Genomic DNA, 15,754 nt, shown 5'->3' on the forward strand with positions numbered 1-15,754 from the left:
TACAATGAAGAAAGTCTTATTATTGGCCTTCTGCTATTGCAGTCTGGCATTAGTCAGCGGTCAGAAACACGAGTTCCTGGATACTCCTAAATTCAACAATGAAGATCTGAGTAAAACAAAATCTGCCTTGGATGAAAATGCTCCGGCTGAAATCTTATACAGATCAGTTCATTATTATATTGACGGAGTGAAGGGAGAATTCCACAAAAATGTGGTCTGCAGAGTAAAAATCTATGATAAAGATAAAGCAGAAGACTGGCTTAACCTTGAAATTCCACTGTATCAAAACTCTACTGCCAGAGAAACCCTGAATAAAATAAAAGCCTTTACCTATAACCTTGAAAATGGCAATGCCGTTTCTACCAAAGTAGATAAAAGCTCAAAGTACAAAAGTAAAGAGAGTAAATATACCACCATCACAAAATTTGCATTTCCTAATGTAAAGAATGGTTCCGTAATAGAATATCAATATGAGGTTTTATCACCGTTCCTGTATTCAATTCCGCAAGCCCTGATAGAAAGTGATACCCCTTCACTATATACAGAATATGTATTGGACAGCCCGGTTAATATTTCTTATAATGTGAACTATACAGGATCTTTAATGCCAAAATACAGGATGGTTGAAGATAAGCTGATGAATGGCATGGATTATAAGACTTACAGATTAGGTTTTGAAAACTTAAAAGGGTTTAAAACGGAGAAGTTTGTAAAGAATGACAGGAATTACCGTACTAAAATAAGTGCAGAGCTTCATTCTACCCATATCGGACAGTTGAAATTGTACTCTTCATCCTGGGAAGAAATCAAAGAAAAGCTCTATAGTGACGATGATTTTGGTGGAGAATTAAAAAAGACGAGATTGGCAAAAGAAAATATGCCTGCTCATATTGCCGGACTAAAAACAGATGAGGAAAAAGCAAACGCCATTTTCGATTATGTAAAAAATACCTTTACCTGGAATAACGACAGAGGAATTTATACAGAAGATGGTTTGAAAAAATTAATAGAAACCAAAACAGGAAATGCTGCCGAAATCAACCTGTTTCTTGTTATGATGCTTAGAGAAGCAGGGCTTAAAGCAGATCCGCTTCTTATTTCTACTGTGGACAACGGGCTGATTAACCTGGCATCTCCAAGTCTTATGAGTACCAACTTTGTGCTGGCTGCCGTGGGCAACAAAGAAGGTTATAACCTGTATGACGCTACCTCAAAGCAGTCTTCAATGAACAATCTTCCACCCAGAGACTGGAACGAATATGGAATTCTGATGGCAAAAGATAAAGCACGACAGATGCAGATGTCAAATGCTACAGCGAGCTTCAATTATCTGATCGCCAACGCCAAAATTAATGACGATGGCAGTATTTCCGGAACTTATGCTGATAAAGATACCGGAACTTTTGGAATGTTTGCCAAGGAAAGCTATGATGAAAATGCCGAAAAATATAAAAAGCAATACAAAGAAAACTTTTCAATAGATTTTACGGATATCAATTGTAAAGTTCTGGATAAAGGAGAATTTGAAAGTACAATGAAATTCACTTCTGAAAACCTGATAGACAAAATAGGAAAAAAGATGATCATTAATCCTATGCTTTTCCTGGGAAAAACTTCCAATGAATTTGATCAGACAGAAGCCAGAAAATATCCTATCGATCTAATATCTGCCTTTGCTAAAGTAAAAAAAATTACCTTGGAAATTCCGGAAGGATATACCATTGAAGAAATGCCTAAGAGCAAAAAGATTGTTACAGACGATAAAGAAATAGAATACAGCTATACTGCCGATTTGAAAGGAAACAAGCTGGAGGTTACCTCGGTTATTAAGATTGCAAGCCCGGATTATCCGAAAGAATATTATCCTGCTTTTAAACAAATCTGGAACACCGCTTCAAAAAGTGAAAACCAGGTGATCAGTCTGATTAAAAAGTCTTAATATTCAGATCTGATATAAAAAATAAAGATTTTTTTTAAACCATTCATCTTTTTGAATGGTTTTTGCATTCCTATCGGAAAATTGAAATTATGAAAAACAGTATTGCTGTTCTGGCTCTTTCGTCTTTGCTGGCTTTTTCTGCGTGTAAAAAAGAAGAAAAAGGAGGAATTCCGGCAGATAAAACAGAAAACCTGAAATCTGTAAGCCTAAAAATAGATTCAGTGAATGTATCTGATTCCGTAAAGATCAGCGATTCACTATCAGTAGCGTTCTCTTCCGAGTTCCTTGTTTTTCCGGAACTGAAGGATAAAACACTGTTAGATAGTATTTATTGGGGATATAAACGAATCAGAGACTTCTCGAAACAAGGGTTGGAAAACTATCTGATCAATGAAAAGGATAATTATTTTACCTCTGTAAAAAAAGAAAGTAAAGATGTACTTTCGGATCTTTCCTACGCCCAAAACTGGTATTCAGAATTCCGGATGAGTTTAGTTTCGAACATCAATGACTATATGCATATTAATTATGCCCAAAGCTCATATACAGGAGGAGCACATGATAATTACGGATTTTCAGAAAGAGTTTTTGATCTTAAAAAGAACAAAAGGCTGGAGCTTAAAGAAATTACTTCTATGCCTAAAGCCAAACTGGAAGCTATTCTGATGAAGAATGTCAATAAAATTCCCAACGGGTCTATAGACGAAAAAAGAGAAATTAAAAACTCTGATATGCTATTGGTGGAAGTTATTCCCGTAACAGAAAACTTCTATTTTGATCAGAAAAATCTGTATTTCCATTACAGCCCTTATGAAATTGCTGCTTTTGCCGCTGGGGATATCATTATTCCTGTTTCCTGGGAAGATTTAAAAGGTACCCTGAATTCTGAATTCAAAGAAAGAATGAAAATAAAATAAATAAAATGCTTCCCGATCAGGAAGCATTTTCTATTTTTGCGGTAATGGAAAAAGCAGCGTTTATCATCAATCCCTTTTCGGCTAAAAAAAATTACCAGCCGTTTCTGAATGAGCTTAAAAAAAAGGTCGATAATCCCTTGTATTATGTCTCTGAATCTATTCCGGGGACAGATGATTTCATCAGAACCCATTTTGATGAGGTGGATATATTTGTAGCGATCGGAGGGGACGGAACCATTTCTACCGTTGCTAAAAATCTGATCAGTACAGAGAAGATTCTGGCCATATTTCCGGCCGGATCAGGAAATGGCTTTTCCAATGAAACCCGTTTCAATAAAAATCTGGATGAACTTTTAGAAAAAATCAAAGCCGGAAAATCCAGGAAGATTGATACCTTTATGGTCAATGACAGGCTTTCCATTAATGTCTCAGGAACAGGTTTCGATGGTAAAGTGGTCAAGGAATTTGAGAAAACAAGCCGCGGATTTAAAAATTACATTAAAGTCTCACTTAAGACCTTCTTTAACTATAAACCAATCAAGGTTAAGTTTTTTGATGAAGAATATGAAAAATACAACGGGAAATACCTGATGCTGAATATTGCCAATACCCGCCAGTTCGGAAACAATGCCTATATTGCCCCGAATGCAAGCAAAAGCGATGGCCTTGTTGATATGGTTTTGGTGAAAAAATTTCCGCTTACCTATTCTGCTCTTTTCGCCTTCAGAATGTTTACCAAGCGGCTGAAAGATGATGAATATGTAACCTATCTTCCCGTTTCTGAAATATCATTTAAGGTCAATACCAAAAACTGGCATCTTGACGGGGAATTCAATAAAATAAAATCTCCGGTTCATGTAAAAGTGCTGCCAGCCAGTCTGAATATTCTGGTTTAACTTTCTTTTAAAAGCTTCTGTCTTCCATTGCCCATCGTTTAGACTTCCAGTTTTTTCTCAATTTCAGCCGGATAGTCCAGACAATATTGCAGCTGTTTTTTATCCAGCTGTTTTTCCCAATTGGCAACAACCACTGTTGCTACAGAATTTCCGATGACATTGGTCAGGGCTCTGCACTCACTCATAAACTTATCAATTCCCAGAATCAGGGTCATTCCGGCAATCGGGATTTCCGGCACAACAGCAAGGGTAGCTGCCAAAGTAACAAATCCGGCTCCCGTAACGCCGGCTGCTCCTTTCGAGCTCAACATGGCTACCAGAAGCAGCATCAGCTGTTTTTCAATCGAAAGATCAATATTAAGGGCCTGTGCAATGAATAAAGAAGCAAGCGTCATATAAATATTAGTGCCATCCAGGTTAAAAGAATAACCGGTGGGAACTACCAACCCTACAATCGCTCTGGAGCAGCCTGCCTTTTCAAGCTTTTCCATAATGCCGGGAAGAGCAGATTCAGATGAGCTGGTTCCTAAAACAAGAAGAAGTTCTTCTTTCAGATAAAACATCAGTTTAAAAATATTAAATCCATTGTACCAGGCCACGGCTCCTAATACCAAAACAACAAACAGGAAAGATGTAATATAAAATGTGGCCACCAGAAATATAAGGTTCAGAACAGAATGAAGGCCGTATTTCCCGATCGTAAATGCCATGGCTCCAAACGCCCCGATAGGCGCAAGCTTCATCAGCATGTGAACGATCTTAAAAACAGGTGTTGATAGATCCTGAAGAAAATTTGTCACTTTCTGGCTTTTTTCCTTCGTTAAAACAAGTGCTACCCCCATTAAGATAGCTACCAAAAGTACCTGAAGAATATTTTCACCTACCAGCGGACTGAAAAGTGTTTCAGGAATAATATTCATAATGAATCCTGTAAGCGTAGATTCGTGAGCTTTCTGCTGATATTGGGAAACATCTCCTGAAAGAGTTGAGGGATCAATATTTAATCCATGCCCCGGCTGAAGAAGGTTTCCTACAATCAATCCGATGATCAGGGCTAAAGTAGAAAACGTAAAAAAATAGATCATGGCTTTTACGGCGATTCTTCCTACTTTTTTAAGGTCGGTCATATGGGCAATTCCCAGGGTGAGAGTAATAAAGATCACCGGTGCGATAATCATTTTAACGAGTTTAATGAATCCGTCACCCAGAGGTTTCATTTTTTCACCCAGTTCAGGATAAAAATTTCCCAAAAGAATACCTGCGGCAATCGCCATAATCACCTGGAAGTAAAGCTGCTGATGGAATTTTTTCGCTTTCAAAGATTGGTTTGTTTTCAAAGAGCGAAAATTAAGAATTTTAATCTTAAAACATGACAAAAATCAGTAATAATTGTACATCCTGACCGGATCAATAATAATGGTTAACCAGAAAGATTTTATGCCTTTAATGGATTCAGAGTAAGATTAAAGAGAGGGTTTCCGCTCATTTTTTGATATGCATGTTTTTAGCTTTAAACGGATGATAGTGCATTCCCACTAACTAAGAGCAAATGTTTTTTCAGGAAAAATATAATGAAAAATGTCCCAGGGATTATAATCCGGGACATTTTTATAAAATTATATCAGATACTGTTATTCAACCGCAACAGAATCATCTCCGCGGCCGTCTGCCACAGCATGAATAGTTCCGTTGTCATCAAGAACAATCATTTCTGTTTTTCCGATCTGCTTTACCTTTTCAATCACATAATTCTTACTTTTCAGCTCGGCAATTGTACTTTCCGGGAAATTATTTTCGACTTTTATCGTTTCCGGAAGCCATTGATGGTGAAATTTAGGAGCATTAACCGAAATATTGGCATTCAGTTTAAAATCCACTACATTGACGATTGATTGGTAAACAGAGGTAGGAATTGTTGTTCCTCCCGGAGTTCCTACTACCATATATGGTTTTCCGTTTTTCAGAAGAATGGTAGGAGTCATGGAAGAAAGCATCCTTTTATTGGGTTGTATAGAATTGGCTTCTCCGCCTACCGCTCCGAACATATTGGGTACGCCGGGTTTGATGGAGAAATCATCCATTTCATTATTTAAGAAAAATCCCGCTCCCGAAACTACGACTTTGCTTCCGTAATAGCCGTTAAGCGTTGTGGTTACAGAAGCTGCATTTCCGTCTTTATCCAGAACGGAAATATGTGTGGTCTGGGTGGACTCTTTCGGTTGAGGAATGATTTTCCCGACTTCAGAACTCGGAGTTGCTTTACTGAAACTGAAGTTTTTCCATCGGCTTTTTAAATAGTCATCAGAAATCAGGTAAGCGGTCTTATCCTGAATGAAATCAGGATCGCCCATATATTCTGCGCGGTCTGCAAAAGCTCTTCTTTCTGCTTCCGTCATAATCTGAACAGCTTTTGTGGAGTTTTGCTGGTATTTTTCAAGGTTCTCAAAACTGGCCATTCTGAGCATCTGGGCGAGAAGGACACCGCCGCTTGAAGGCAGAGGCATGGAAACCACATTGTTACCTTTATAATCAAATTCTAAGGCTTTTCTTTCAGCAACCTTATAGTTTTTAAGATCATCCAGTGTAATAATTCCGTTGCCTCTTTTCATTTCAGCAACAAGAAGTTCAGCGGTTTTTCCTTCATAGAAACCTTTAGCTCCCTGTTTCTGGATTAGTTTCAGGGTTTCAGCAAGTTCTTTCTGAATCAGAAGATCGCCTGCTTTCCAAGGGGTGTCTTTTACAAAAACGATGGAAGATGTATTATGTTTCTTGAAATATTCTCTGTTGTTATTAAGCATATCAGCTTCCTGCTCCGTGATGGCAAATCCCTGCTCTGCCAGATCAATGGCTGGCTGGATGATTTTTTCCATCGGAAGTTTGCAGTGTTTTAAAGTCGCGAAAAAACCAGCAACACTCCCCGGAACACCTACTGCCAGTCTCCCGTTTTGGGAAAGATCAGTGTCTGCTTTTCCCTTCTTATCAATATACATATCTCTCGAAGCCTTTTTGGGAGCAGTTTCCCTATAGTCCAGAGTAAATTTTTCTCCATTGTTCTTCACTCCGACTAAAAATCCGCCTCCACCGATATTTCCGGCCTGAGGATATACAACAGCCAGTGCATATTGCGTAGCTACAACAGCATCATAGGCGTTTCCTCCCATTTTAAGAACTTTAGCGCCTGCTTCGCTGGCCAATGGATGCGCAGATACCACTACACCTTTATTCTTCACTTTTACCTCTTTTACAATGCTGATGTCAGTAAATTGGGCCCGGTAAAATTGACCGGCCAGCAATACCGCAGCAATAAAAAACTTCTTCATAGGATTTTCTTTATAACAACAAAAGTAGATATTTTTTTTCTGTAAACAGCTGCATGCTAAACTGATGGAATATTCCGGCTTAACAGAATGGATAATATAAAAGAAATCTGTCTCCGGATAATGGTGATTATTTTTTATTAAAACCTTATTATGGTTAACTTCCCGGAAATCTGAATGGTTGTAATGCTTTTTTTCAATCGCTCTTATAGAAAGTGTTTTTAGAACACCTTTTTTATTATGATAAGCATGATTTTTTTACTTTTGTACAATTCTAAAAAAATCTGAAAAATGGAATCCTATACGGAAAGAATACTGATCACGGGAGCCTTGGGACAAATAGGCACCGAACTTACCAACAGACTTGTTGAAATTCACGGAGCAGACAATGTGGTTGCTTCAGGACTGGACAGATGGCAAGAGGGAATTACCTCTGCCGGACATTATGAAAGAATGGATGTTACCAATACACAATTGGTAAGACAGGTAATTCAGGATTATGATATCACAACAGTGTATCACCTGGCGTCACTTTTGTCCGGAACTTCAGAAAAGCAGCCTATTTTTGCCTGGAAACTGAATCTGGAACCTCTTCTTCATTTTTGCGAAATGGCGAAAGAAGGACTGATTAAAAAGATCTTCTGGCCAAGTTCCATCGCCGTATTTGGAAAAGGAATTCCAAAACATGATGTAGGGCAGGATGTCGTTCTGAATCCAACTACAGTGTACGGAATTTCTAAAATGGCTGGAGAGAAGTGGTGCGAATACTATTTCGATAAGCATGGAGTAGATGTAAGAAGCATCAGATATCCTGGACTGATTTCATGGAAAACTCCTGCAGGGGGAGGAACAACGGATTATGCTGTAGAGATTTTTTACAAAGCAATAGAAGACGGAAAGTATACAAGCTTCATTTCCGAGAATACAGGAATGCCGATGCTGTATATGGATGATGCCATCAATGCAACCCTGAAATTAATGGAAGCTCCGAAAGAAAGTTTAACAGTCCGTTCTTCATACAATCTGGGAGGAATGTCATTTACTCCAAAAGAACTGGCAGAAGAAATCCAGAAAGAAATCCCGGATTTTACAATTGATTACAACCCGGATTTCAGACAGGCAATTGCAGATTCCTGGCCGGCTTCCATCGACGATTCTGTGGCTAAAAAAGATTGGGGACTGACCTACGATTTCGGAATTTCTGAGATGACAAAAGATATGATTAAAAATCTTAAAGTAAAATTAGCTAAGAATTAATTACTTAAAGTTAAAGTTTAATTGAAAATTTATTTAACATCTGATTTTTAATTATTTATAAAATTTATCTAAAATTTAATTGATATGATATTGTTGACTTTTAACATCCTGAATATTGAAGCCGAAGCCAAAAAAGAGGCTCAGATTTCTGATGAAGAAAGATTAAAAATCACAGAAGACAATACCAAAGCATTGTTAAGAATTTTAGATATTCATGACGTAAAAGCAAGTTTTTTTGTGGAGATTTCCATCGCAGAAAAACTTAAAAATTTAATTAAAGCAATTTCATCCCAAGGGCATGAAATTGCTTTTTATAACAAGAGCTCCAGTCTTAAGGAAATTGAGGACGCTAAAAAAAATCTTCAGGAACTTCTGGAAAAACAGATCCGGGGAATCCGGCAGAAAGATCATAAAGAGCTTCAGGAGAATCTGAAGTTATTAGAATTTAATTACGTTTCAAATATTGATAATGCTGATATTCTTTTTCCGTTCAAAAGACTGAAAAGGGATACTGAAATTACCGAAGAGGACGGACTGAGTATGGTTCCGGAAAGTATCTCTCCCTACAGCCAGCTGCCATATAATGATTTTGTGTTTCAGATCCTGCCGATGAAGTATTATCAGAACATGGTATTTGAAACCCTGAAGAATGACGATTTTGTTCTCATTTACCTTAACTCCTGGCAATTCACCGATTTCAATAAATATCCGTTTGATATCCCTTTTTACCGGAAGCTGTTTTCGGGCAAAAAAATGGAGGACAAATTAGATGCCCTTCTTACCTGGATTAACGAGAAGGAGCTGGCTACTTCCCGGATGAAAGATTATATTTTTTAATAAATACACTCAGTAATAAAAATTGCTCAGCAGGAGCCGGAGATTATTTCGGCTAATTCCAATGCACAGCCCCAAGCTACGGTGAACCCTGAACCACCATGTCCATAGTTATGAAAAATATTTGGATACTGATCATCAAATGTAAAGCGTACCTCACTACGTTTGGGACGTAATCCAACCACTTCTTCAAAAATTACAGGAGGTTTTGGGAAAAGCCCGGCAGAGATAAAACGGGATATAATCAGATCTGTATCGTTCTGGCTTGCGTTCATATTCCAGTCATTAAGATAATCAGTGCCTCCGATAATACAGTCGTTGTTTCTCCTGATAATATAGCTCAGAGCTCCATCCCGGATAGATTTTACACATGATTGTACATCAAGCACTTCTGTTCTAAGTATTTGTCCGCGCATTGGAATAAGTTCTTCATCCATACAGATAAACTTTGCGCCTAATCCTGTACAGTTGATAACAAGATTGTCTAGTTCACTGAGCTGTTTTAAGGTTTTAATTTCAATTTTTTCAAAAGACCCTCCATTACTTATGAAACGTTGAAAAAGGTGCGGTAGATATAATGGCGGTTCAGCAAGGGGTACGATGGCAACATAGGCGGTTTCTGCTCCGGAGGGTAATTCTTTATTTTCTGCAGGCCTTATAGTTCCCGCTGGTAATCTTTGTGCCCATGAAATATCACTGGTCGTATCATAAACGATGGTAAAAGGAATAAATGAAACGCCATTGCCCGGGAATTGTTCCTTTGTATACTTGTGATAGGTCTTAATGCTCCATCTTGTTGATTTTTCTACGGGTTGTATAGCAAAGGGGAACCATATTGCACCTACTTTATGTGATACCGTATTGTCAAATCGTTCTTTTGCTATCAGCCGGACTTTCCATCCTTTTTCCTGTAGGGCAACTGCACTTGTAAGGCCGATAATGCCACAACCAGCAACTGTAATCTGTCTCATCTTGTATTTATTTTACTTCCTTTGATGGGTCTTCCCGGAAATATATTTTTAAGAATTTTTCCTTTTGAAATGAGGGTTTTTCCGTTTACCCATACATAGTCCATTCCTGAAGAATTGGAAAATCCGTTTTCATAAGTTGCATTATCTTTTACCTTATGGGGATCAAATAGTATAAGATCCGCAAAGCATCCTTTTTGTACTCTTCCTCTCAGTTTCATTTCTGGTACTACCTTTTCCAGTACTTTTGCCGGCATTAGGGTCATTTTTTTTATAGCTTCAGGTAAACTAATCAGACGTTCTTCACGGACATATTTACGTAATATTTTACAGAAAGTTCCGGATGCTCGGGGATGGCCTTTGGTAGAGTAATTCCCGCCGTCACTGGCAATCATTGTAAAAGGAGATGAAATAGCTGTTCTGATCCAGTCTTCCTTGAGCATGTGGATGATTACCTGGCCATTTTTCTTACGGTATTTTTCAAATGTTTCAGGGGTAAGTCTTTCACCGGTTTCTACCCATTGCAGGTCATGATATGAACATCCCAAACGCTCCTGCCATCCTTCATTAAATATGGAAGAACCTATTTCTGTATTGCCTGCTGTATACGGGTATAGTTCTGTAGTGATGGGAAAGCCTCTCGTCTGAGATTTACGGATCATATCAAGACAGGGGAGGATGTCTTTACGGGCCATACTGTTAATATGGCAAATATGTAGTTGTGTTCGGTTCAGTATTGCATCGGCAATAGCCTGTTGGAATGCTATGGCTCCTCCTTCACGGACATGGGTGAATACAGGTACATTCCATTTACCGGCCATGGTATATACAGCAGTGATTTCCTCTACGGATGCCGCAGGTAAGTATCCAACCGGAATACCAATTCCGATAGCTCCTTCATTTATGGCTTTTCTGATCTGTTTTTCAAGAGCTGCAAAATCTTTTTCCGGTAGTGGTTGCTGGGAAATGCTGTCAGTTATTTCATCATAAACGGAAGGAAGTGCTTTTTGATTTTGTCTAATGATTTTGTTTCTGTAGGCTATTTGACAGGCAGATGCTCCATAGTTGAGCAGTGCTTTATCCTTACGAAACTTAAACCAGCTGCTAAGGGTATCAATACCTATTTCCAGTTCTAATGCTGTAGTTACGCCGTCAAAAGCCTGATAAGCATTTTCTATATTGGTTTGTCCATGGGCATGAAGGTCTATAAAACCGGGAGCAAGTACTTTGCCTTTCCCGTTGATCATTACTTTTCCTTTAATGGGTTGACCGGTTACGGCAGCAATTTTATCATCAATAATTCCGACCTGAAGTATACTGTCAGTTTCGGTCTCCGGATCGATGATGCGGGCATTTTGAATTACAATATCATAGATCTGCTTGTGTTCGGAGCTGCTACAGGAAAGAATTAAAGGTATCAGAATCAGTAATATCCATTTTTTGAATTGTGTCCTCATAGATTGACGGCTTTATTTAGAACTATTTTTTTCTTTTGCAGCGTATATTCTTATGAATTGAATAGGGGGAAGCATGGGCTCCATTTGGGCAGTTAGAGAACTGATATTTCCTGATTCATCTGTTTGAAAATTAAAGTTGAATCCAATATCTGAGTTATTTTCCACAGTGCCGTTTTTTACAATCATGGGTGTAAATGTATCGTAATGCCTGTGTGATAGGTAGAATTGTTTATTCAGGGTCTGAACAAAAAGAGAATCATTTTTAGCCGTGATATGAAAGGTTCCGTATCCGGAATGCTTATAGTGTCCTGTGAATGCCTGAAGTAGGTGTGAAGGCTTTGTATTCTTTATGGTGTTGTTTTCCTGCCGCTTTCTATTAATGGCAAGCTGATCTTTTGCGCTCTTCAGTTTTTCTTTTAAATACGCTATCCAGTTAGTAGGCTTACTGTGAAGTATCATATCAGAAGCTATATTACGGGCTAAAGCTGGAAACATGGATGAATTTTGGTTGCATAATACGACAATTCCGAGATTGTCTGATGGAAAAAGACAGACATTGGCAGAAAAACCATCAATATTTCCACCATGTTCCAGGCGGTAATGTCCTTTATATGAAGATATACGCCATGCGTATCCATAGCTGTTTAGATGCTGATCCGGAAATTGAAGGTCACGGATTCCGTCTTCCAGTGAAAAGAGTGGATTGACTGCTTTTTTTACATAACTTTCAGGAAGTATGGATTTTTCCTTATATCTTCCTTTATTCAGCCATATTTCAAGCCATCTGCTCATTTCGGCAGAGCTGCTGTTGATACTTCCTGCGGGGCTCATGGAGGCAATATTGTAGTATTCCATAGCTCTTGTAGTTTCCATGTTTTGCCATTCGTAGCCAGTAGCAATATTTTTTGCTTGTTTCATCTCTTCAATGCTTACACTGGAACGTTTCATTTCAAGTGGAATAAAGAAATGTTCACGGATATTATCTTCCCAGGATTTTCCTGTAATTTTTTCAGCAATCATTCCTTGAATCAGATAACCAAAATTGTTATAATGCCATTGGGTACGAATAGGCCTGAAAGGTTCCTGATACCTTATCCTTGAAAGCAGAGTGTCTTTGTTTTCGGTTGGAAAAAGATACCATGACATATCATGCCTTGGTAATCCTGAACGATGGCATATTAAATCTTTTATAGTGAGTTCTGTATTAAGTGTATTATTGTAAAACTCCAGTTGAGGCAAATATTTACGTGGGTTATCATCAAAGCTTAGTTTACGTTCAGATTCCATAATGCCCAGTAAGGCAGTGGTAAATGCTTTTGACGTAGAACCTATAGCGAATAATGTATTTTCGTCTGTTTTTTGCCGTTTTTCTATATTGCTGTATCCGAAGCCTTTGCAATAAATTAATTTGTTATCCTTTACAATAGCAATAGAAAAGCCAGGAACATGACTTTCATTTAACAGTTCAAGCAGTTTCCGGTCTAATTTTTTACCAGAAAAAGTGGTTTGAGAGAATAATAAGACGAACTTAAACAAAAAAATGAAAAAGAAAGTAATCTTCATAATAAATGTGTTTTTCACAAATATAATGAATTATTATACTGTTTTTTTTGCTGTAAGCTTAAGGGAAATAATGTTTTACGCGGGTGTTTGTTATTGATTGTATTTTGATGTAAAAAATTAAAAATATAAAGTATCTGAAAGAATTTTGTTTATCGTATATTGACTTTTGATTGATATTGGCTTTTAAAGATCAGGAGAACTATAATTGAGTTTGGCATTTTTTATATTGGTTTTGTTAGCTCAATTCAAAAAGCGTAATTTCCGGCAGTACACCCACTCTTCCCGGATAACCAAGCACTCCGAATCCTCTGTTCACGTAAAGCATTTTTCCTTCACTTTCATATAAATCGGCCCATTTTGGATAACGGTACTGTACCGGAGACCATTTTACATTTTTAAGATCAAGGCCGAACTGCATCCCGTGAGTGTGTCCTGACAGCGTTAAATAAATGTTTCCGGGGTGTTTTTTTACAACGTAATCAAAATGGGTAGGGTCATGGCTCATCAGGATTTTAGGAGCAGATTCCGGAATCCCTTTTAAAGCATCATCAATTTTTCCGAATTGAGGAAAAGGTTTCAATCCCCAGTTTTCGACCCCGAGGATGTATAGTTTTTCGCCGTTTCTTTCGATAATTCTGTTCTCATTTCTCAGCATATCAAATCCTGCCTGTCTTTCATAATCGATAAGGGTATCAAGGTTTTTCTTTTTGGCATCCATGGAAGTCCATGTCACATAATCCCCGTAGTCATGATTTCCAAGTACAGCCAGCTTGCCGTCTTTAGCTTTTATTTTTGAAAACAAAGGGATGAAAGGTTTAAACTCATCTGCGACATTGTTTACCATATCCCCGGTAAAAAGAACAAGATCAGGTTTCTGCTCATTGATCAGGTCAACCGCATGCTGAAGTTTGCCGGGATCTGGAAAGCTTCCGCTGTGGACGTCCGAGATCTGAATAATTTTGTATCCTTTAAAATTTTTACCCAGACCCGGGATTTTTACTTTGATCTTTCTTACTTTATGCCTGTATTTTCCGAAAGTAATTCCATCAATGAAAAGAGTGGAAAGTACCCCGCCAAGCCCCAGTCCAACCAGGCTCAGAAACTTTCTTCTTTCCGGGAAAAAGTTTTCTTTCGGCTGTGTTAAGCCTACTAAATAGCTTCCCGTTCTGAAAATGTCATCAATCAGCAAAAACAGGACGATGAAAATTTTCGGAAGGATAAAGATCAGGAATAGGGAAATAGCGATCTGGGCCCTCAGGGAAGTTCTGTCTGCCTTTTGGAAATGGGAGATTTCATAGGCGAAAAAGCCGTAAACAGCTAAAGATACCACCCAATATCCGATTCGTACCCAAAAATTATCGCTTAAAGTTCTTATTGCCTGGTAAATATAAACCTCCAAAATAAAGAAGATACCGGCAATGATTAAAAAGTTCTTCATGATCAGATCTAAAAAAAGCACAAAAGAAGACTTCCTTTTGTGCTTTTATATTTTTAATTAAAATTATTTAAGGAAATCTGTAAACGATAGCATTGATGTTCATTCCGGCACCTACCGAAGTCATCACAATGTTACCATTATCTTTAAACGATTGACCCTCCATTTTTCCTTTAATTATTAAATCATACATGGTAGGAATTGTTGCTACAGACGTATTTCCAAGGTCCTGGATCGTCATAGGGGAGATTGAGTGGTCGTAATCTTTTATGTCGTAAAGCTTGTGAAGTCTTTCAATCATGGCATAATCCATTTTGGCGTTGGCCTGGTGGATCAGGATTTTATCGATGTCTTCAATAGAAAGCCCGGCTTCATCAATGGTTTCCTTGATGGCTACAGGAACGTTTTTAAGAGCGTATTCATAGATTTTTCTTCCCTGCATTCTTACGAAAATGCGGTTCTGATCAGAATCTTTATTGATAGAAGGGCCGTTGGCCAGATAGTTCAGTTCAATACCGTTGTCACAGATCGTATTATGGGCAATGATTCCTACATTTTCGTCATCAGTAGCTTTTACGACTACAGCACCGGCGCCATCTGCGAAGATCATTCGGTTTCTGTCGTGCGGGTCAGTTACCCTGCTTAACGTTTCACCTCCTACAACAAGAATTGTCTTCGCTGTTTTAGCTTTAATTAAGTTGTCGGCCAAAATCATCGCTTCTACCCATCCCGGACAACCGAAAAGCATATCATAGGTAACGCATTTTCTGTTTGTGATGCCTAATTTATTCTTCACTCTTGCTGCCATTGTCGGCATAAAATCAGCATATCCGTTTTGTGTTACTTCTCCAAAGTTGCTTGCGTAAATAATATAATCCAGTTCCTCGCCATCTATTTTTGCGTCTTGAATAGCGAGTTTAGCAGCTTCATAACCGATTTGTGAGTTGGAAAGATCGTCCTCAATAAATCTTCTGTTTTCTATTTCTGTGATTTCTACAAACTTGGCAATAGTTTCTTCCGCAGGTTTTTCAATCTTCACCCCGTCTTCCGTATAGAACTCAGAATCCATGAAATAGTCTCTACCAATAACTCTGTTAGGAATATAGGATCCGGAACCAATAATGATCGTATTCGGCATTCGTTTATATGATTTTTTTAAAGATGCAAAGTT

The 15,754-nt window shown here is 38.1% G+C and carries 12 protein-coding genes; 5 read left to right on the forward strand and 7 right to left on the reverse strand.

What is annotated here, in order from left to right:
• Positions 1-4 precede the first annotated feature (4 nt).
• From AOB46_RS05275 to AOB46_RS05285, 3 genes are all read left to right on the forward strand, one after another.
• Positions 5-1,939 (forward strand): transglutaminase-like domain-containing protein, encoded by a 1,935-nt coding sequence (locus tag AOB46_RS05275; RefSeq protein WP_062697030.1) that lies wholly within the window; start codon positions 5-7, stop codon positions 1,937-1,939.
• 89 nt (positions 1,940-2,028) lie between these two features.
• Positions 2,029-2,856 carry an RsiV family protein gene (locus AOB46_RS05280; protein WP_062697031.1) on the forward strand — a complete coding sequence of 276 codons (828 nt, stop codon included), beginning with the start codon at positions 2,029-2,031 and terminating at the stop codon, positions 2,854-2,856.
• A gap of 5 nt (positions 2,857-2,861) precedes the next feature.
• Positions 2,862-3,752, forward strand: coding sequence for a diacylglycerol/lipid kinase family protein (locus AOB46_RS05285; RefSeq protein ID WP_410470264.1), 891 nt, complete (start codon positions 2,862-2,864; stop codon positions 3,750-3,752).
• Positions 3,753-3,790: 38 nt separating this feature from the next.
• Here the strand turns inward: AOB46_RS05285 and AOB46_RS05290 are convergent, their stop codons facing one another.
• Positions 3,791-5,071: a dicarboxylate/amino acid:cation symporter gene (locus AOB46_RS05290; protein ID WP_062697325.1), complete on the reverse strand. Its 1,281-nt coding sequence runs from the start codon at positions 5,069-5,071 to the stop codon at positions 3,791-3,793.
• Between the two features lie 312 nt (positions 5,072-5,383).
• Positions 5,384-7,072 (reverse strand): gamma-glutamyltransferase, encoded by a 1,689-nt coding sequence (gene ggt, locus AOB46_RS05295; protein WP_062697032.1) that lies wholly within the window; start codon positions 7,070-7,072, stop codon positions 5,384-5,386.
• Positions 7,073-7,360: 288 nt separating this feature from the next.
• Between ggt and AOB46_RS05300 the strand changes: the two genes are divergently transcribed.
• Entirely contained in the window at positions 7,361-8,326 is a 966-nt protein-coding gene (locus AOB46_RS05300) for an NAD-dependent epimerase/dehydratase family protein (protein WP_062697033.1), read from the forward strand.
• An 84-nt stretch (positions 8,327-8,410) separates the two neighbouring features.
• The gene (locus AOB46_RS05305; protein ID WP_062697034.1) at positions 8,411-9,163 is read left to right on the forward strand and encodes a polysaccharide deacetylase family protein; all 753 of its coding nucleotides are present in this window, start codon (positions 8,411-8,413) and stop codon (positions 9,161-9,163) included.
• 26 nt (positions 9,164-9,189) lie between these two features.
• Here the strand turns inward: AOB46_RS05305 and AOB46_RS05310 are convergent, their stop codons facing one another.
• From AOB46_RS05310 to AOB46_RS05330, 5 genes are all read right to left on the reverse strand, one after another.
• Positions 9,190-10,131: an FAD-dependent oxidoreductase gene (locus AOB46_RS05310; protein WP_062697035.1), complete on the reverse strand. Its 942-nt coding sequence runs from the start codon at positions 10,129-10,131 to the stop codon at positions 9,190-9,192.
• Positions 10,128-11,585 (reverse strand): amidohydrolase family protein, encoded by a 1,458-nt coding sequence (locus tag AOB46_RS05315; protein WP_062697036.1) that lies wholly within the window; start codon positions 11,583-11,585, stop codon positions 10,128-10,130. Before AOB46_RS05315 ends, AOB46_RS05310 begins: the two co-directional genes overlap by 4 nt.
• Positions 11,586-11,597: 12 nt before the next feature.
• Positions 11,598-13,148 (reverse strand): serine hydrolase, encoded by a 1,551-nt coding sequence (locus tag AOB46_RS05320; RefSeq protein ID WP_062697037.1) that lies wholly within the window; start codon positions 13,146-13,148, stop codon positions 11,598-11,600.
• Between the two features lie 235 nt (positions 13,149-13,383).
• Positions 13,384-14,589 (reverse strand): metallophosphoesterase, encoded by a 1,206-nt coding sequence (locus AOB46_RS05325; protein ID WP_062697327.1) that lies wholly within the window; start codon positions 14,587-14,589, stop codon positions 13,384-13,386.
• 64 nt (positions 14,590-14,653) lie between these two features.
• Entirely contained in the window at positions 14,654-15,721 is a 1,068-nt protein-coding gene (locus tag AOB46_RS05330) for a 3-oxoacyl-ACP synthase III family protein (RefSeq protein WP_062697038.1), read from the reverse strand.
• Positions 15,722-15,754 lie beyond the last annotated feature (33 nt).

Origin of the sequence: Chryseobacterium indologenes, assembly GCF_001295265.1 — a bacterium.
GTDB classification, from domain to species: domain Bacteria; phylum Bacteroidota; class Bacteroidia; order Flavobacteriales; family Weeksellaceae; genus Chryseobacterium; species Chryseobacterium indologenes_A.